General features: G+C 67.3%; 17 protein-coding genes, 1 tRNA gene and 1 pseudogene. 8 read left to right on the forward strand and 11 right to left on the reverse strand.

Annotated elements, in window-relative coordinates:
* Positions 1 to 2 precede the first annotated feature (2 nt).
* From BHD05_RS03860 to BHD05_RS03875, 4 genes are all read left to right on the forward strand, one after another.
* Positions 3 to 512, forward strand: coding sequence for an amino-acid N-acetyltransferase (locus tag BHD05_RS03860; protein ID WP_161885261.1), 510 nt, complete (start codon positions 3 to 5; stop codon positions 510 to 512).
* A gap of 13 nt (positions 513 to 525) precedes the next feature.
* Positions 526 to 1,173, forward strand: a complete 648-nt coding sequence (locus BHD05_RS03865; protein WP_161885262.1) for a hypothetical protein — start codon at positions 526 to 528, stop codon at positions 1,171 to 1,173.
* Positions 1,174 to 1,211: 38 nt separating this feature from the next.
* A complete protein-coding gene (locus tag BHD05_RS03870; protein ID WP_161885263.1) occupies positions 1,212 to 1,622 on the forward strand; it encodes a dehydrogenase in 411 nt (136 codons plus the stop codon).
* A gap of 158 nt (positions 1,623 to 1,780) precedes the next feature.
* Positions 1,781 to 3,229, forward strand: a complete 1,449-nt coding sequence (locus BHD05_RS03875) for an AAA family ATPase (protein ID WP_161885264.1) — start codon at positions 1,781 to 1,783, stop codon at positions 3,227 to 3,229.
* A gap of 399 nt (positions 3,230 to 3,628) precedes the next feature.
* On the opposite strand, the gene radA is transcribed toward BHD05_RS03875, so the two are convergent.
* Positions 3,629 to 4,990: a DNA repair protein RadA gene (gene radA / locus BHD05_RS03880; protein ID WP_161885265.1), complete on the reverse strand. Its 1,362-nt coding sequence runs from the start codon at positions 4,988 to 4,990 to the stop codon at positions 3,629 to 3,631.
* Between the two features lie 105 nt (positions 4,991 to 5,095).
* Positions 5,096 to 5,866: an SGNH/GDSL hydrolase family protein gene (locus tag BHD05_RS03885; protein ID WP_161885266.1), complete on the reverse strand. Its 771-nt coding sequence runs from the start codon at positions 5,864 to 5,866 to the stop codon at positions 5,096 to 5,098.
* 141 nt (positions 5,867 to 6,007) lie between these two features.
* Between BHD05_RS03885 and BHD05_RS03890 the strand changes: the two genes are divergently transcribed.
* A complete protein-coding gene (locus tag BHD05_RS03890) occupies positions 6,008 to 6,883 on the forward strand; it encodes an alpha/beta fold hydrolase (RefSeq protein ID WP_161885267.1) in 876 nt (291 codons plus the stop codon).
* A gap of 36 nt (positions 6,884 to 6,919) precedes the next feature.
* A tRNA-Ser gene (locus tag BHD05_RS03895) sits at positions 6,920 to 7,006 on the forward strand.
* Between the two features lie 49 nt (positions 7,007 to 7,055).
* Here BHD05_RS03895 and BHD05_RS15855 read toward each other — a convergent pair.
* The 3 genes from BHD05_RS15855 to BHD05_RS03910 all read right to left on the reverse strand — a co-directional run bounded on the left by BHD05_RS15855 (position 7,056) and on the right by BHD05_RS03910 (position 9,566).
* Positions 7,056 to 7,604 (reverse strand): site-specific integrase, encoded by a 549-nt coding sequence (locus BHD05_RS15855; protein WP_236966637.1) that lies wholly within the window; start codon positions 7,602 to 7,604, stop codon positions 7,056 to 7,058.
* A gap of 415 nt (positions 7,605 to 8,019) precedes the next feature.
* Positions 8,020 to 8,544 (reverse strand): hypothetical protein, encoded by a 525-nt coding sequence (locus BHD05_RS03905; protein ID WP_161885268.1) that lies wholly within the window; start codon positions 8,542 to 8,544, stop codon positions 8,020 to 8,022.
* Between the two features lie 701 nt (positions 8,545 to 9,245).
* Positions 9,246 to 9,566: a DUF2599 domain-containing protein gene (locus BHD05_RS03910; RefSeq protein WP_161885269.1), complete on the reverse strand. Its 321-nt coding sequence runs from the start codon at positions 9,564 to 9,566 to the stop codon at positions 9,246 to 9,248.
* A gap of 33 nt (positions 9,567 to 9,599) precedes the next feature.
* On the opposite strand from BHD05_RS03910, the gene BHD05_RS03915 reads away from it, so the two are divergent.
* Positions 9,600 to 9,974 (forward strand): hypothetical protein, encoded by a 375-nt coding sequence (locus BHD05_RS03915; RefSeq protein WP_161885270.1) that lies wholly within the window; start codon positions 9,600 to 9,602, stop codon positions 9,972 to 9,974.
* Between the two features lie 75 nt (positions 9,975 to 10,049).
* Here BHD05_RS03915 and BHD05_RS03920 read toward each other — a convergent pair whose 3' ends face one another.
* Both BHD05_RS03920 and BHD05_RS03925 read right to left on the reverse strand, forming a co-directional pair.
* A complete protein-coding gene (locus BHD05_RS03920) occupies positions 10,050 to 10,448 on the reverse strand; it encodes a helix-turn-helix domain-containing protein (protein ID WP_161885271.1) in 399 nt (132 codons plus the stop codon).
* A 154-nt stretch (positions 10,449 to 10,602) separates the two neighbouring features.
* Positions 10,603 to 11,838, reverse strand: coding sequence for an AAA family ATPase (locus BHD05_RS03925; protein WP_161885272.1), 1,236 nt, complete (start codon positions 11,836 to 11,838; stop codon positions 10,603 to 10,605).
* A gap of 132 nt (positions 11,839 to 11,970) precedes the next feature.
* Between BHD05_RS03925 and BHD05_RS03930 the strand changes: the two are divergent.
* A pseudogene (locus tag BHD05_RS03930) lies at positions 11,971 to 12,237 on the forward strand (integrase core domain-containing protein); the annotation flags it as partial.
* A gap of 98 nt (positions 12,238 to 12,335) precedes the next feature.
* On the opposite strand, the gene BHD05_RS03935 reads toward BHD05_RS03930, so the two are convergent.
* From BHD05_RS03935 to BHD05_RS03950, 4 genes are all read right to left on the reverse strand, one after another.
* Positions 12,336 to 13,877, reverse strand: a complete 1,542-nt coding sequence (locus BHD05_RS03935; protein ID WP_236966638.1) for a GMC oxidoreductase — start codon at positions 13,875 to 13,877, stop codon at positions 12,336 to 12,338.
* Positions 13,874 to 15,322, reverse strand: coding sequence for an alpha/beta hydrolase (locus BHD05_RS03940; RefSeq protein WP_161885273.1), 1,449 nt, complete (start codon positions 15,320 to 15,322; stop codon positions 13,874 to 13,876). Before BHD05_RS03940 ends, BHD05_RS03935 begins: the two co-directional genes overlap by 4 nt.
* Entirely contained in the window at positions 15,319 to 16,212 is an 894-nt protein-coding gene (locus BHD05_RS03945) for an SDR family oxidoreductase (protein ID WP_161887334.1), read from the reverse strand. The genes BHD05_RS03940 and BHD05_RS03945 overlap by 4 nt, the downstream gene beginning before the upstream one ends.
* Positions 16,213 to 16,318: 106 nt before the next feature.
* Positions 16,319 to 17,581, reverse strand: coding sequence for an FAD-binding domain-containing protein (locus BHD05_RS03950; RefSeq protein ID WP_161885274.1), 1,263 nt, complete (start codon positions 17,579 to 17,581; stop codon positions 16,319 to 16,321).

Here is a 17,581-nt window from a genome sequence, read left to right on the forward strand (position 1 = left end):
ACGTGGGCGACAACGAGTTTTCGGTGCGGTGGGCGCGCACGAGCGACGTGCCGCACATTCAGACGCTCGTGGAGCCGCTCGTGAACCGGCGGATCCTGCTCGGCAAGGACTCGGTCGTGTTCTACGGCACGATCCAGGGCTTCCGCATTGTCGAGGACTCCACCGGCACCCCGATCGGATGCGGCGCGCTGCACGTCATGTGGCAGGACCTCGCCGAGGTGCGCACGCTCGCGGTGCAACCCGAGTGGCTCCACCGCGGCATCGGGCACGCGCTGCTCGACCAGCTCGAGGCGGATGCCCGCGAACTCGGCCTCAGCCGGCTCTTCTGCCTCACCTTCGAGGTCGACTTCTTCGCCAGGCACGGATTCGTGCCGATGGGCGAGGAACAGATGGCTCCCGATGTCTACGCCGAATTGCTGCGCAGCCCTGACGAGGGTGTTGCTGAATTCCTCGATCTCGCGCGAGTTAAGCCGAACACGCTCGGCAATACCCGAATGATCAAAGTCTTGTAGTTACCCTGTCTTCATGTCGACGTTTCGCAATCCCGTCGGCCCGCAGCCCAGGAGTGTGTACTGGCGTCGGCGCCTCGTAGTCCTCCTCGGCGTGGTCGCCGTCATCGTGCTCGTGGTCTTTCTGGTCTCGCGGCCGGGGTCCGGTGAGGCCTCCTCTGGCATCCCGAACCCCTCGGCGTCGCCGACACAGGATGCCGAGAGCGCCGCGGAGCCCGAGCCCGAGGCGAGCGTGCCGCCCGAGGACCAGCCGGTCGAGGGCGCCGACTGCGACCCGGCGAACGTCGTGGTCGAGGCGATCACCGACAAGGCCAGCTACGCGCCGGGGGAGCAGCCGCAACTGTCGTTCTCGATCACCAACACGAGCGTCGTCTCCTGCACCTACAACGTCGGCACGACCCAGCAGCTGTTCACCGTGACGAGCGGTGCCGACCAGTACTGGTCGTCGGAGGATTGCGAGACCGGCGCGGTGGATGCTCCCATCCTGCTCGAGCCGAACCTCGCGCAGTCGTCCGAACCGATCCCGTGGGACCGCACCCGGTCATCCGCCGACACCTGCGACAGCGATCGCCCCGCAGCGCCGGGCGGCGGCGCGACGTTCAACCTCAACGTGACCGTCGGGGCGGCATCGCCTGCAGTGCCGACGTCGTTTTTGCTCAACTGATTCGCGGTCGATCCGCCCGGCCTGCTGTACTGGAAGCTATGCCCAACGCGTCACGTCACCCCCACCCCCGCAAAGCGCAGCCGAAGCTGCCCGCCGCGAAGCAGCTCGCCGAGGCGCTTGCCGCCGCTGACACCGCCGCTGTCGCGTTCGCGCTGCGCAACGATGCGGTGATCGTGCCGCTGCTGCCGGTCGACGGGCTGGCGCAGGTGCGCGTCTTTCGGGCATCCGTCGAGGACCCGTTCACTCTGCTCCTGTTCTCATCGGCGGAGAATTACGTGCGGATGCTGCCCGAGGAGACCGACCTGAGGGTGCTCAGATACGGCCGCGCCCAGCTCGTCGAGTTCATGGAGAAACACCTCGACACCCTCGGCACCGTCTGGTTCGATGTCGCTGGGCCGCACCCGATGCAGGCCGACCCGGTGGAGCTGCTGGCGGCGCTGACGCTGTAGCCAGCCGGTCGGCGCGCGGCCCTGGGCCGCGCGCGGCCGTCGTTCGCTCGCGTGCATGCGATTACGGCCGCGCGAGTGAACAGCGCTAGCGCGACGCAGCATCCGGCGTCACCCGAGCGATAGTCGCTTAATCTCCGCGAGACGGGCAGGATGCAGTAATGGACTCCGAGCAGCGCTCATTCATCGAGCTCTTCCGAACCTTCCTCGAGGAGGTCGTATTCACGTCGGTGCGCGACAGCGCCCTGACGCCCCTCGGCGAGCTCGTCCAGGACTACCTGGGCGTCGACATCGCGACTCTGCCCGCCGTCACCGAGACGATCGGCGGGCATCGCCTCATCGACGCCGACATCGCGCTGGCGCATCTCGCGGCACGTGGGGAGTCCCGCCTGGTCGGCGTCACCAATGGGCAGATGCGCTGGCAGGAGGACCTGCCCGGCCTGCTGGTCAGCCGGGCGACGTTCGCTCCGGGCCCGGTGGACTACGCGTCGGTCGCGTCCGGCCCCGACAGCGAACGGCAGATGGTGACCTTCGGACTGCGGATGCTGGAGTTCGACGGGCACCGGATCGCCCTGCTGCAGCGCTCCGCCCGCCCCGACTTCGGCCAGGCGCACGCCCGAATCGAAGTGCTCGCGGCGAGTCCCGACATTGCGAGCGCCGTGATCCATGAGATCCGCGAGCAGATGATCCGGCTCAGCGTGCTGCGAGGCCAGGTGCTTTCCCTCATCGGCAACGAGTATGGGCAGGGTGCGGCCGGCGCGACGTTCCTCGCGCGGCCCACCGTCACAGCCGAGGAGATCGTGCTGGCCGACGGGGTGCTCGAGCAGGTGAGGCGGCACGTGGTGGGAATCGGCGAGCAGCGCGCGCGGCTCACCTCGGCGGGCCAGCACCTCAAGCGCGGCGTGCTGCTCTACGGGCCGCCCGGAACAGGCAAGACCCTCACCGTGCGGCACCTCCTCGCGAGCACCCCGGGAACGACGGCGGTGCTGCTCACCGGCGCGAGCATCCGGTTCATCACCGAGGCGGCCGAGCTCGCCCGTGCGATGCAGCCCGCCATTGTGGTGCTCGAAGACGTCGACCTCGTCGCCGGCGATCGGTCGATGCACGGTGGGCCGCAGCCGCTGCCTTTCGCGGTGCTCGATGCGCTCGACGGGCTCGACGGCGATGCCGACGTCACCTTTCTGCTCACGACCAACCGGGTGGAGCTGCTCGAGAGGGCGCTGGCGGAGCGTCCGGGCCGGGTCGACCTCGCCGTCGAGATCGGGCTGCCGGATGTCGCCGAGCGCCGCCGATTGTTCGCGCTCTACGCGCGCGCCCTGCCGCTGTCGGCGGAGGCGGTGGAGGCCGCCGCGGATCGGGCCGACGGGGTGACCGGGTCGTTCGCCAAGGAGCTGATGCGCCGGGCGGTGCTCACGGCCGCGGAGCAGTCGCGCGAGGTGACTGATGTTGACCTGCAGGCGTCCCTCGAGGATCTGCTCTCGGCGCGCGAGGCGCTGACCCGGAGCATGCTGGGTGGGTCGGGGGTACCACACGGTGGCGATGGGGTGCACTACTCGGCGAGCTACGGCACGCCGATGTCGAGCTCGCTGACAATCGAGCCGGACGAGTAACGCCCGGGCGTCGACGCCCCGGCGTCGACGCAGCGACGCTGCCGCAGCGACGCGGTTGCAGCGACGCTGCCGCAGCGACGCTGTCGCCCAAGTGAGAACCGTCTGAACCATCATCCGCGAGTTGCCCGCTTATGTCGGGCTGGCGGCGCTGGAGGCCGCAGATGTGGGCGACTCGCGGTTGGAGGTTCTTTTGTATCCCGCGAGTTGCCTGCTTGTGTCGGGTTCGAAGCGTTGAAGGCAGCAGATGTGGGCGACTCGCGGGTTGGATGGCCTATGTGGGCGACTCGCGCATGGAGGTTCTTCTGTATCCCGCGAGTTGCCCGCTTGTGCCGGGTTGGAAGCGCTGGAGGCCGCAGATATGGGCGGCTCGCGTGATTCGGCCCCGGGAGAGCCAGCGGCCTAGAACTCGGGGATCGCCACCCGCTCGACCGCGGCGCTCGCCGTCGCGAAGGCCAGGCGCACCGCCTCGCCGAGGTGCCCGGCCGAGGCATCCACCACGGTCGAGAAGCCCAGCCGCGCGGCCTCGGCGGACCGCTGCTTCGATGACGACGCCTGGCGCACCTCCCCGGCGAGGCTGATCTCGCCGACCGCGGCGAGGCTGCCGGCAAAGGGCCTGTCCTTGTAGGCGCTCGCGATCGCGAGGGCGATGGCGAGGTCGGCTCCCGGCTCCGTCACGCGGATGCCGCCGACAGTCGACACATAGACGTCGTAGCCGCTCAGTGCGAGGCCGGCCCGGCGCTCGAGCACGGCGAGCAGCATCGCCACCCGGGAGGCGTCAACACCGTTCACGACCCGGCGCGGCTGCGGTGCGGACGACTTGACGATGAGCGCCTGCACCTCGACCGGGAGGGCGCGCCGCCCCTCGACGGCGATCGTCACGCAGGTGCCCGACACGGCGACCTTGCCACGGGAGAGGAAGAGGCCGCTCGGGTCGGCGACCTCGGCGATGCCGTCGCCGGTCATCTCGAAGCATCCGACCTCGTCCGTGGATCCGAACCGGTTCTTGTGCGAACGCACGAACCGCAGCGACGTCTGCCGATCGCCCTCGAACTGCAGCACCACATCGACGAGGTGCTCGAGCAGGCGGGGACCTGCGATCGTGCCGTCCTTGGTGACGTGGCCGACGAGGAGGATCGGCAGGTTGCGATCCTTGGAGACGCGGATGAGCGTGGCCGCAACCTCCCGCACCTGCGACGGCCCGCCGGCGAGTCCGTCGGACAGCGACGACGACACCGTCTGCACCGAGTCGACGATGAGCAAATGCGGCTTCACCTGGTCGATCTGTCCGAGAATGGTGGCAAGGTCGGTCTCGGCGGCTAGGAACAGCGACGGCTGCAGCGCGTTCGTGCGCTGCGCCCGCAGGCGCACCTGATTCACCGACTCCTCGGCAGTCACGTAGAGCACCTTCGCGCCGCCCGCCGCGGCCCGGGAGGCGACCTCAAGCAGCAGCGTCGACTTGCCCACGCCGGGCTCGCCGCTCAGCAGGATCGTCGCCCCGGGCACGATGCCGCCGCCGAGCACGCGGTCGAACTCGTTGATTCCGCTCGGCCAGTGGGCGACGGAGTCCGACTCGATGTCGATGATCGAGCGGGCGATGCGCGCCTCGCTCACCCGCACCGGCTTGACCGCCCGCAGGCTGCCCGTGCTCTGGCCGGCCTCGACGACCGTGCCCCAGGCCTGGCATTCGCCGCAGCGTCCGGCCCACTTGAGGGTCGCCCACCCGCACTCGGTGCAGGTGAAGTTCGATTGCGTTTTGGCCATCCCCCCAGCCTAGGGACCGCCGACGACATCCGGATGCGGCGCTCCACAGCCGGGGTCGGTGCGGGTGCGCCGGTGGCCACCGCGCCGCGCATCCGGATGCGAAGGTCAGGAGCGAGTCGAGGGCGTCCCCGGGTCGAGCGCCTGCGCCGCGCGCAGCACGAGCGGCTCGAACGCCGACGCCCATACGGCATACCCGCGATCGTTCGGATGGAAGAAGTCCGCCGCGACATCACGCAACGCGGTGCGCGCGGCGGTCCGCCCCAACGTCGTCCGGTGCAGCGGGGCGACCTCGAGCGACAGCTCGGCGGCGACCCGGCGCACGACCTCGTTTGCGATGCGCACCCGCCGCTCGGACTCGCCGAGGTAGAACGAGGGCAGGTCTGCGACGATCGCGGCCGGCGGGAGCGCGGAGTACAGCTCGCGCAGCTCCCGCTCGAACCGTTCCGGGTCGAAGCTCGCGATGTCGTTCGCGCCGATCGAGACCGTGACGACGTCGGGCTGCAGCTTCGCGAGGCGCGGCATCAGGTGCTCGAGCGCCTCCCGCAGCCGCGCGCCGGACTGGCTGAGATTGACCACCCGCACAGTGCGCCCCGTCTCCCGGCGGATGCTGCGCGCGAGCAGCCCCACGTAGGAGCGGCCAGGTTTGCTCGCGCCGATGCCCTGCGCCGCAGAGTCGCCGATCGCCACGTAAAGCACCTCGCCCTTCGCCTTCTGCTGCTCGCGCCAGTGCGCGGAGTGCACCGGGATCATGTCGGCCAGACGCACCATGCCCGCGGTGCGGCGGCGGATCACAAGGTAGCGCCCGACCGTAGCGGCCCCGGTGAGCAGCGCGGCCGAGCCGACCACGGCGACGGCGACCAAACGGGCTGAGGGCATGCGAAAACTGTAGTCGCGGGGGATGGGCACCGGCCCGACGCCGGCGAGTGCGATCAGTCGCCCGCCGTAAGGCAGGAACCACGTCGGCACCCGCGAGCGCCACCCGTTTTCCGCCGCCGCGCCAGTGGCTATCGTGGCCGCATGAGAACGACGGAGTTCGCACACAGTTCCGGCAGGCTGATCGGTGTGGTCGAGTTCGGGGATCCGGATGCCGCACGCACGGTGGTCCTGTCTCATCCGGCCCCCGGGTCGGCGCAGTTCGACCCGGATCCCGCGGTGACTGACGCGCACGGCATCCGGCTGATCGCCCTCGACCGGCCCGGCTACGGCACCTCGGGCCTGCACGCGGACGGCTCCGCCGGCACCGTCGCGGACGCCGCCGACGACATCGCGGAGTACCTCGCGGCGCACGGGATCGGCCGGGTGGGCGCGGTCGGCTGGTCGGCCGGCGGCCGGGTCGCACTCGCGCTCGCCGCCAGGCATCCGCAGCTCGTCGACCGCGTCGCGGTCGTCGCGACCCCGGCACCGGATGCCGAGGTGCCCTGGGTCGGCGAGGAGAACCGCGCGATGAACGCGCAGCTCGCGGCGCTGCCGCCGGGCGAGGCCACCGCGTCGCTCAGGGCGCAGTTCGCGAACCTCGTGGGGGAGTACCCGCGGGGCATCGACATCGTGGGCATGCTCTCGGCCGACGAGGCGGATGCTGCGCTGCTCGAGCAGATCCGCGACCGCCTCGTCGCGATGCTGGACCGGGCCGTGCTGCACTCGGTGCGGGGTATCGCGGCCGATATCGTGAGCTACTCGGTGCGCGACCTCGACTTCGACGAGAGGGATCTGCGCGCGCCCACGCTCCTCGTTTACGGGCTGGCTGATTCTGTCGTCGGGGCGGAGCACGGGAGATGGCACCTGGCGAAGGTTCCGCATTCCGAGCTGGAGCTCATTCCGGGCGCCGGGCACCTCGTGATCGTGCCGAGGTGGGACCGGATCCTGCGGCACGTCGCGCCCGAGTCCGGGGCGTAGCCGAGGCCCGCCCGAGTCTGTACTAAGATCGTCGACGGAACCGTGTCCGAGCGGCCGAAGGTGCAACTCTCGAAAAGTTGTGTGGGTGAGAGCCCACCGTGGGTTCAAATCCCACCGGTTCCGCTCCTGAAAAGCCCCGCAATCCTAGTGATTACGGGGCTTTTCCCGTCTCTCAGGTGCCTGTTCCCCACGAAAACCCCACAACTGTGCGAGCACGTGCGGCATTCATTCGCTCCGAGACGTCGTCGAGATCGTCGTCGAACAGGTCGGCGTAGGTGTCGAGGGTCATGGCAGCGGAGGCGTGGCCGAGCATTCGCTGTACGGCCTTGGCGCCGGCGCTGATCGCGAGGCTGGCCGCAGTGTGCCGGAGGTCGTGCGGCGTGACTCGCGGGAATGTCGGGTCGACTGCTTGGGCTCGCAGCACTGCGTGCTGGAACCACCCAGAGGTGCTGTCGGATCGCTTCAGGTGCGCGAGTCCGCCGCCGAAGAGGAGCCCGTCGCGGTCCTTCCCCTCGCATTCGCGGGCGATCGGCTCCGAGAGAAATTTCGGGTACGGGACGCTTCGGGCTTCGGGAGTCTTCGGAGTGCCGACGACCACGTCCTTTCCGACCATCACTGCGTTCTCCTCAACCTGTATGCGCAGCCGCAGAGTATCGAGCGCACCGCTTCGGATCCCGATTGCTTCGCCCCATCGAAGGCCGGTGCACGCGAGGAGGTACACGAGTGAAGCGTTCGTGCCGGCCTCGTTGGCAAGCAGTTCGACTTGAGCGCCTGTGAGGTAGGCGCGCTTTCTTCTTGCGCTTGCGTGGGAGGTTCACCCCGCGGGCCGGGTTGGAAGTGAGGCGTTTGTCCTTCACTGCCACGTCGAGGATCGCGGCGAGCACTCCGTAGGCGCGGATAACGGTCGTAGCGGACCGGCCAACGCTGAACCGGGTGATCCACTGCTGGACATCGGAGTGCTGGACTTCGCCGACTCGACGGGATCCCCAGATCGGCTCCACGTGGACTCGCCATGCTATGTCCGATGTGCGGAAGGACGATGGCTTCAGGTGGCCGCCAGAGCGGTGCCGACGCGGCTGCTCTGGGACAACGAGACTGGGGAATCAGCGGGGCGATACAGTTATCAGGGACTTCGATCAGCCCAGTTGCGGGCCGTCGTTAGCGTCCTGGTGCCCGTCGCCATGGGTCACGAGCTCGGGGAAATGCCGTGCACCTGAGCGGAAACTGAGCGGCGGTCGCGGGAGGTGCGCGTCCGGTGCGCCATAGTTTTCCTCGCCATGCGCCTGGGACAGCAAGCCGAGAACGGGGAAGGGCGGCGTTTCAGGTGCCGCAGGCAAACGCTGCGCAAACACGGGTCCGAGGATTCGGAGCGCTCTGTCGGGGAGCCCGTCGCCTGGATAGAACTGGCTGAGAAGCTGCTCTGCTGCCTCGATGTCGGGGATCTCCCACAGCGCCAGGAGTTTGGCGATGTCTTGCGTGTCACGGCCGGGCCGGGAGGCGTTCAGCTTCATGGCAGGTAGCGCAGGAGACGAGGCCACTTCGACCGTGATGTCATCGCTCGAGTAGATGGTCTCCCATTCAGGATCGGCTCCGTAGCGGGGGATGAATTTGCCGGCGTTGGTGTTGAGCCAGTCGAGTGGCCAGCCGTTCTCGTCGGCCACCTCGGCAGCGGAGGATGAGACCAGCCGGCCATGCCTGCGGGTTGGCCAGCTGCTCTGAGCTTCTGGATAACTGCGTTGAGACCGCGGATGAGCTCGTCGCGGTCCAGTGCATCGGTCGCCATTACACACTCTCCAAAGTGGCGGCCTCGATCAGGATGCCGCGCGAGAGGAACTCGTGCGGCACTTGGGCCTGATCAACGGGGATGTCATAGTCGCTCGTGCGTGGGGTCCACGGATCGCTCGGGCTCCCAGTTCGGGTGCTGATCCACTCGGGGCCGGCTCGGTGAGGGGGAGGCCGACCCGGGTAGCGCCGTGCTCAGCTGCGAGGTTGTCAGCGAGTTGCAGGAAACGACGAAAGGCTCCGAAACTGTCCGCGGCCGAGCCTGTGTTGCTGGCTCGGGCGGGGTCGCTATTCTGGCGCTTCTCCCTGGTGGGCTTCTACCCGGGGGACATACGCCCGCACTATCGCGACGAGAATGAGGAGAATGAGGACAGTCGCACTGATTGCGGCGAGCCACATCGAACCGAATCCCACTGCCACTGGCCAAGTAGGTCCGGGGCCATTGAAACTGCTCCACCGTTCGCCCAAATTCCTGCCAATGGCCACGTACGCGGAGACTCCCGCGAGAGCAATAAGGCTCAAAACAAGAGCGCTCGCTGCTCCAATAATCCATCGCTTCACGCTTCTGTCCTCCAGTTATTCACTTGATGCGATTGCACCGATCCCATGGATTCGAGATCTGCTGCCACGGTAGGGACGGCTGCCAGGATTCCATGTTGTGCACCCCAGTGTCCAGGAATGCGCCCACCACATGGCAGACAAACTGCTGTTCGATGTTGTAGTTGACGCGATAGGCCTGCGATCCGAGGATCGTCTTCAGGTGCTGCACGTGGATGTAGTGGAGATTCCACGCGATCTGCTGACGTCCGAGGGCGGTTGGTACAGCATTGACGATGTAGCCGCGGCTGCCTGTTGTCACCCACTCGGAGGAGTACCAGACGGTACTCGCGGCCGCTGTCATGTACTGCCCGAATTCAGTTGACTCCGGCGGTTAGTGGTTTCAGGCGGCTTTGAGGGCCGTGTTTATTGTCTAAAACTTGATTGGGGTGAGCTTGCCGAGGCGGCGTTGCCGCCGCAGCCGCCGACCCTGCCCGTCGACCCGGTGATCCCGTTGTTCTTTAGCACCGGGATTGCAGTTGCTGTCCTGATCGTGAATTACCCCGGTAGCTGGGCGGCGGGCGTGATAATTGCGTTCGCGTTCTTCACCGGAGGAGCTCTGTCATCCGGCATCGTGTGGAAACACCATCCGTTGGTGGCTAACTTGAGTTACTGGGACCGGGTGAGATTCGCATTCCGCAACTCCCGAGTGCTTCGGGAGCAGTCCTTTGCCGATCAAGAGCCCCTGGAGAGCGAAGCCGTCTCGAGGTAGCAGCCCGGCGAGTACGAGGAGCACGGAACGAATCCAGTCTGGATCGCTCTAGTCGGACGCTGCGTTCTTCGCCCGCTATTCGAGGGCCTCGTCCAGCTCGCGAAGCTCGGTGAACGCCTCCAACCGGGCAGCCCGGCGAACTTCGGCGAGGTCGGCGACATCCGTGTGCTTGAAGCGGTGATGCGCGCCAACCTTGTGTGAGGCAAGCAGGTCGTCTTTGACCATCTTCATCAGCGTCGGGCGAGATACTCCGAGGACGCTCGCGGCGGTGGTTGAAGTCATCTCGGCCGGGACTGCGTGCACGCTCACCGTGCCCGAGGGCAACCCACGAATGACGAACTGCACGAGTTCGGCAAGCTTGCGGTCCAGTTGCAGCGTTGTGCCGTCGTCGAGGGTCAGCGATCCCTGGGTGACGTTGCGATCGTGAGCTCGTTCGATGAACAGCTCAGCGTCGCGACGGACAGTTTCATCCACAAGTAGGGCACCGTTGGCCAGTACGTTGGGTGCCATGACAGCACTTCCCTTTTTCGTTCAGCTGTATATGTATAAGTGATTGTTAGATGTGATCCTGAGGCGCCCCCGGCGCCGTTTTCCTCAGACTATGGTCTTGCAGATATAACTGCAAGGGTCACTCGACGTCGGGCCAGTCGCTGGTGAGGTATGCCTCGACAGCGCGGTGGCGGAATGTGTAGGGCTTGCCGCGCTCGATGATCCCGCGCACCGAGTCGAGACGCTGCGAGGTGGGGCCGGCGTCGGTGGCCTTGGCGAGACCCATGTCCGTGGCGATGCGGGTGAGCGTGCGCTCTTTCGCCGGGAGATCAGCCATCGCACGGAGGAAGTCGCTCTCGCGCTTGGGGAGACGCTCGAGGATGCGTTCGACGTGGATCACAGCCTCGGCGCGGACGGCTCTCCATCCCTTTATGGCCTCCGCGCGGGAGATCACATCGCCGGTTCCGGCGTACCAGGCTTGCTCCCCGGCGAGCTGGAACAGGAACGGCTCGCCTCGGCAGATCTCTGTGATGGCCGCTGCGGCGTCCGGGTCCATGCGGATTCGGCTGATGCCGCCCAGGTCGTCCGCCACCGGCCAGCCTTCGATGACGAACGGCTGCACAGCCGACGCCAGGTCCTCGTCGTCGATTGCACTGAGGGTGGTGGTCTTGAACCGCCTGGCGAACGTGGCGCCGATCCTCGAGCCGGCCGTGTCGGCGAAGTCGGGCAGTCCGGTCAGATACACAGCTATCGGCAATGAGCGCAGCACAGTGACACCACCCGGGGCGGCGATCGGTTCCTCGTGGACGAGGGCGTCGCCGAGCGCGATCAGCAACTGGGACAGCGCTTTCTCGTCGGTGATGTTCTGGACCTCGTCGACGTGGATTAGCACCACGACGTTGCCGCGCGCGATCGCAGCGCGCCCGATTTCGACGAGCAGCTGTGTGAGCACCGTGTACAGCTCGGGTCCGTCGTGCTGGCGCAGGGTGAGCGAGAGGCCGCTCACAGCAACAGCCTGCACCCGGCCAAGGGTGTCTTTGATCCTCTGCTCCCGCGACGCAGCCAAGCCGGCCTGGTCGGCGAGCTTCAGTAGAGCAGCCGCGATCATCTTCAGCGGGTCGGCGCCTGCCGGGATCCGCAGTTGCGGCGTCACCCAGTCGCCGGCAGCAGCAGCATCCCGAGCAATACGCCGCACCAGGGTGGACTTCCCGAGCCCCGCCTCGCCGAGAATGGTTCGGCCTCGCTCCGCCAGGCCCGCCTGCCGGCGCGGCCGCAGCACATCGCGCCAGTCGCTCAGCTGCGCAGTGCGCCCCGCCCAGACCTCCGGGACGCTGTCGGAACCGGGAGTGAACGGGCTGTTGAGTGCGGTACGCATGCTGATAACTTTATCAGAGATACGGACACAGCGATAAAGTTATCACGGAACGATTGCTGTGTGCGGCTGGTCAGCCCATTACGATGTCCCACATCTCAGGGTCCGGCTGAGCCGCGACGTACGCCTGAGCTGCGGGCGCAGGTGACCCCCCTCGGGATGCGTTCATCGATGCGCAGGACAGGCGTGTGCTGGGACAACAGCATGGCCGAATCGTTCTTCTCGATGTTGAAGAACGAACGCGTCTACCGCACCGTCTACGCCACCAAAGCGCAAGCCAGACGCGACGTCATCAGCTACATCGAGGGGTTCTACAACAGCCGGCGGCGCCACTCCGCACTCGACTATCGACGACCCAACGATGTCCACTACGGTCACCAACAGCACGCCCTGGCAGCGTAAGAAAACCCATCAATCCGCTGTCCGAAATCTACGCGGCATCCCAATCGATAGTGCCATCGAAACCTGGACCATCGGGACGGCACTGCAGGCGTGACAGGTCAGCGCAGCATCCGGTCTGCGGTCCGGAGCGAAAGCGCCATCTGAGTGAGGCCCGGGTTCGCGTTGAGCGAGCTGGGGAACGTGGAGTTGTCCGAGATCCAGAGATTCGGGATGTCGTGGCTGCGCCCGTCGGCGTCGACGACACCGTCACCCGGGTCGGCGCTCATCCGGCACGTGCCGAGGGTGTGGCAGGTGCGGGCGAGTACACGCGTGTCGAGTGCACCCGCCGCTTCGAGAATGCGGGTCATGGTGGCAGTCGCGTGCGCGTCGATCGACTGCTCGTTGGGGCCGGGTGTGAATGTGACGACAGCGCGCGGGATGCCCCATTCATCCACCTCGTCGCCCAATACGAGCTTGTTGTTTTCGGCAGGGAGGCATTCGCCGTTGATGCCGATGCCGGCCGTGTAGCGCCACGCATCGAGCGCGTCGACCAGCTCGTTGCCCCAGAGCCCGGCACCGCGCACGAGGGAGGTTGCGTATGCAAGCGGCATCACGCCGAGGCTCTGCAGGAGGTAACCGCCCACAAAGTCGACCCCGTCGGGGCGCACGAAGTCTTCGCTGATGAGCGCGGAGGGGTAGCCGCGGTAGCCGCGAATCTGCTTGTCGAACCGGCCCCACACCTGCACGGCTCCGTGGGTGAGAAAGTTGCGTCCGACCAGACCGCTTGAATTGGCGAGGCCGGTGTTCAGCAGCAGGCGCGGCGTCTCGATACCGCCACCAGCGAGCACGAGGGTCGCGCATCGCTGCCGGAAATCCTGACCGTTCTGGCGGTACACGACGGCCGAGATTCGGCCGAGGTTGTCGCGTTCAGTCCCGTGCACCATGGAGTCGGGTCGGATCTCTGCCCCCGCGGCAACAGCGGAGGGGAGATAGGTGTTCGCGGTGGTCGCCTTGGTGCCGAAGCGCTCGCCTTGGTGGATGGTCCCGAGGTTTCGGCTGGCGAGGCGCCGGCCATGATGTGCCTGGTCGCGATCGCGGCTCAGGATGGCGGCTGGCGCGTCAGTGGCTCGGATGCCGAGACGGGCGCAGCCGGTGGCCATGATGTCGGCTGACGCGTTGCGGTCGACCGGTGGTTCGAGGTATTCCCGTTCCGGATCCCACGGGTACCCAGTCGGGCCCGAGACCCCGATGGTCCGCTCTACGTCGACGATGTAGCGGATGAGCTCGGCGTGGTCGACGGGCCAATCTGCCCCCACGCCGAACTCGGTGAGAAGGTTCAGTTCGCGGATGTCCGGTCGGGGGGTGAAGGCGCCCCAGTGCAGCGTGCCGCCGCCGACTCCCCAGCCGCTGTTGTTTGGACCGAAGGCGGTCGGTGCGTCTCCGCCGCTGAGTCGCTCGGACATCCAATTGATTCGGGGCGCTTCGACTTCGTCGTTGGTGAAGTCATCGGGATCAAGGTTGGGTCCAGCCTCAAGGGCGACGACTCGGAGGCCGCGTTCCGCGAGTCGCGCGAGCAGGGGCGCGCCGCCCGCGCCGGTTCCGACTACGACGACGTCGACAACGTCATGCTGCTCGTACTCGCGCATGCCGTTGAGGTTCACGCTGCGTTCTCCCTGCGAGCCTGGCCTGTGTTGTTGGTCGCGCCCCGGTCGCCGCTGCCGTCGCTCTCGTCGGCAGTATCGGAGAGGAGGGTACCGAGGTCCGCTGGCTCCCAGGGGTCGCGCACACCGGCGCCCAGGCTCACATAACCGGCGGGCTCAGCCCCCGGGCCACTGGTCGCGAAACCGTCGTATCCGATGCGGCTGAGCGACGCGGGATGGGCCATCCACGTGCGCGTCAGATCGGTGCGCAGGTCTTCGAACCACCGGCCAAACACCTCACCACCCCATGGCGCACCGGTGATGAGCTCGCCGGCGATAATCCGTCGGATGAGGGCGTCCTGCTGCGCCACACCGTCGGCCCAGACGGCCGCGATGGCGTCGAGTCCCAGCCGGTAGGCGGATGCGTCATCGGGAAGCCCAAAGGGTCGCCACCCATCACCACGCCCGGACGCGAGATCGGCATCAACACGCGCCGCGAGGTCGATCCGGCGAGCCTCGGACTGCGGCACTAGCCGATCGGCCAGCGCGCGAAGGGTCGCGAGCTGCCCTGGCGAGAGCGCCCGCGGTCTGTAGTTCAGGTCGTCCGCGACCGCGCGCCGCGCTAACAGGGAGCGCTCCTCGACGCCGGTGCGGTGAGAGGCGATAACGCGACCCCACTCAGGGTCTACCTCTGGGGATGCGGCAGCTGTCGACTCCCAGAGCCGCACGATCTCGACCGCAACCTTGTGGGGTTGTTCGTAGGGGAGCAGGTGCCCGGTCGCGGGGAGGGATACGAAGCGCGCCCGCGGGTACACGGCGCCGAGGAGCCGCGGCTGCGCCGAAGCCCCCAGATCGTCGTCATCCTCGCCCGCCATCACGACGACGGGCAGGTCGATCACGCCAACCGTGGCCGAAATGTTTTCACGGCTACCCTCGTTGAGCCACCGCTGCCAGGCGAGCGGCGACATCTGCCGAACTTGGCCGACAGCATCCTGCTCCACAGCTGCGTCCAGCGAACTCGCCACGTTCTGCGCGATGAATTTGCGCGCGTCGACCTCGGCGAGCGGACCGTTTTCTGCCCACGAGAGCATGAGGGCACGCGTGTCGTCGTCCATGGGCTCTGGCGTGGGTGGGGATGGCGCGAGGAGTACTACGCCCGCCAAACCGAAGACATTCGCGTGGCCGCTCAGCACCCGTGCCGCAACGAGTGCCGCGACCTTGCCGCCCATGCTGTGCGCCGCGAGCAGCCACGGTCCGCCATCGGCTTTGGCCTCGATCGCCGTGACGGCAGCATCGGCCAGCGTGCTGACGGAACCGTCGACGGCATCGGGGGTGCGACCGTGCCCCGGGAGGTCGATGCCGACAACGCGGAATCGGTCGCCGAGAGCCGCTGCGAGCGGTGCTGCTGATGCCGAGCCGAAACCCAGTCCGGGGAGGAAGAATATGGTGCCGTCATGATTGGTCACGGAGTGACCATACCTCCGTTGACGTTTAAGGTCTCACCCGAGACGTAGCTCGATTCTGCGGAGGCGAGGAACACGAAGGCGGGGGCTAGCTCGGCTGGCTGCCCTGAGCGCTGGTAAGTGCTCTCGTCGTCGAATGCTTTCATCTGCTCGTCTGATACGCCCCCCGACACCTGCAGGGCGGTCCACACGGGACCGGGTGCGACGACGTTGACCCGGATACCGCGGGGAGCCAGTTGCTGGGCGAGACCCTTCGAGAAGTTGTTGACCGCCGCTTTCGTCGCCGCATAGTCCAAGCGGTCCGGTGCGGGCTTGTAGGCCTCCAGCGACGCCGTGTTGATGATGCTGGCACCCGCAGGCAGATGCGCGAGAGCGGCCTTCGTGATCCAGAAGTTCGCGAAGATGTTGGTTCGGAACGTCAGCTCGAACTGCTCGTCGGAGAGATCTTCGAGGCGAGCGACGGCCACCTGTTTGCCGGCGTTATTGACAAGGATGTCGAGCCCACCGAGCATGCGCACGGTCTCGTCGACGATCTCGCGGCACCGGGCTGAGTCGGTGATGTCCGCGGCAATCGCATGGCCCGTCGTGCCTGCCTCCTCGATCAGGCCCAGGATACGGTCAGCATCCTCCTGCTCAGCTGGCAGATGCACGATCACAACGTCGGCCCCCTCGCGCGCGAACGCGATCGCGACCGCACCGCCGATACCGGAATCGCCGCCCGTGATGAGCGCCTTGCGCCCCGCGAGGCGCCCGCTGCCGCGGTAGCTCGATTCGCCAAGGTCGGGGACCGGGGTCATACGCGCCTGCACCCCTGGTTCGGGTTGATGTTGAACCGGCGGTTCCACGCGGCTGTACCGCTCAACGGGATTGTCAAAACTGTACTGATCTCGAATCGTCATACCTCCGACATTAGATCGACGGCAGCATCATCGCGCGGACCTTGTACCTGCTGAGTTTTCTGGTAATTGAGCTGTGGGCTAACACCATCAACGAACGCTGTCAGCGGATCTGTTGTTCACGCAGAAGTGCAGGAATTCGCTCACGAAACGAGAAGAACCCTCGTGTGGCGTGCGGCCACGCCTGGGCATCCCACGGGCGAAGCACGCGGGTGAGCGTGACCCCCTCCGCGGCGAGGTCACTGGCGAGTCGATCGAGTCGATCGCGCACAGCGCCGACTGGCGCGTACGGGGTGACGAGCGCCGTCACGTTGTGAGCCCGCAGCCAGGGCAGAACAGCGGATGCCGTGGGAGCGTCAAGTGCGTCAGTGCCGGTTGCGAAGTGCGCGCCGGCCCGATCGCGGCCGTCAGCGAGCGCGCCGGCCGTGAATTCGACCGCGAGCGGTGAAGACGGCTCAGGCACGGATGCCGCCGTGAAGCCTTCCGCCGACAGCAGCGACAGCGGCGACCGCGGCTCGCCGGCGCTCGGAGCCGCGACCGCGACGACCTGTGCTCCGGCCGCCTCCAGACCCGACGCGAGGCTCTCGGCGTTGAGGTCGTCCTCGTGCAGCAATAACGCCACCCGGCCGGTCGGCAGCGGCTCGGGCTGCGGCGCCGCCAGAGGGGTGGGCGCAGGCGCGTCGTCGTCGAGTGCGATCGCGTGTGTGGCCAGCCCGCGCGGGTGAAACCGCCCCTCGGTGGCGAACTCGATGTTCTGAGTCGTCGCAAGGTAGGTTTTGCCGACAGTCTGCAGCCCGCCGACCCAGCGCCACGAGAGCGTATTGGAGGCGGGGTCTCCGTCGAGCAGGTGCCGCAGGAAGAAGTCGGCTCCGAGCTGCCAGGGCAGACGCAGCGTGAAGATCCAGATGCTCGCGAACCACATGCGTGCGTGGTTGTGCAGGTAGCCGGTGTCGACCAGTTCGCGTGCCCAGTCGTCGAAGCCCTCGATGCCCGTGTGGCCGGTCACGGCCGCGTCGTAGCTCGCACGCTGCGCGGCGCTCAGTCCGGTGAGCGCCGGCTCGACGGCCGCGGCGTACCGCGCCCAGACGCTCGGTCGCAGCTCGAGCCAGCCCTTCCAATAGGTGCGCCAGTAGACCTCCTGCACGAACTTCGAGGCCGAATCGAGCGAGTGCCGCTGCAGCACCGCCCCCACCGCGTCTGCCTCGGTGACGAGCCGGTGCCGCACCCAGGGCGAGAGCGTCGACACGTTCGTGCGATCCGCTGGGCCTCGGTCGAGATTGCGCTCGGCGGCGTAGGCCCGACCGGCACGGGGAACAAAGTCGGCGAGGCGGGCGAGGCCCTCGGCGCGAGTGGCATCGAGCGTCAT

The sequence above is a fragment of the Marisediminicola antarctica genome, assembly GCF_009930795.1.
Lineage (GTDB): Bacteria > Actinomycetota > Actinomycetes > Actinomycetales > Microbacteriaceae > Marisediminicola > Marisediminicola antarctica.

Bases quoted from the DNA above. Each gene is read 5' to 3' on its own strand.
- BHD05_RS03865 (WP_161885262.1), top strand. From the start codon at position 526: ATGTCGACGTTTCGCAATCCCGTCGGCCCGCAGCCCAGGAGTGTGTAC.
- BHD05_RS03925 (WP_161885272.1), bottom strand. From the start codon at position 11,838: ATGCGTACCGCACTCAACAGCCCGTTCACTCCCGGTTCCGACAGCGTC.
- BHD05_RS03870 (WP_161885263.1), top strand. From the start codon at position 1,212: ATGCCCAACGCGTCACGTCACCCCCACCCCCGCAAAGCGCAGCCGAAG.
- BHD05_RS03910 (WP_161885269.1), bottom strand. From the start codon at position 9,566: ATGACAGCGGCCGCGAGTACCGTCTGGTACTCCTCCGAGTGGGTGACA.
- radA (WP_161885265.1), bottom strand. From the start codon at position 4,990: ATGGCCAAAACGCAATCGAACTTCACCTGCACCGAGTGCGGGTGGGCG.
- BHD05_RS03950 (WP_161885274.1), bottom strand. From the start codon at position 17,581: ATGACGCTCGATGCCACTCGCGCCGAGGGCCTCGCCCGCCTCGCCGAC.
- BHD05_RS03885 (WP_161885266.1), bottom strand. From the start codon at position 5,866: ATGCCCTCAGCCCGTTTGGTCGCCGTCGCCGTGGTCGGCTCGGCCGCG.
- BHD05_RS03890 (WP_161885267.1), top strand. From the start codon at position 6,008: ATGAGAACGACGGAGTTCGCACACAGTTCCGGCAGGCTGATCGGTGTG.
- BHD05_RS03875 (WP_161885264.1), top strand. From the start codon at position 1,781: ATGGACTCCGAGCAGCGCTCATTCATCGAGCTCTTCCGAACCTTCCTC.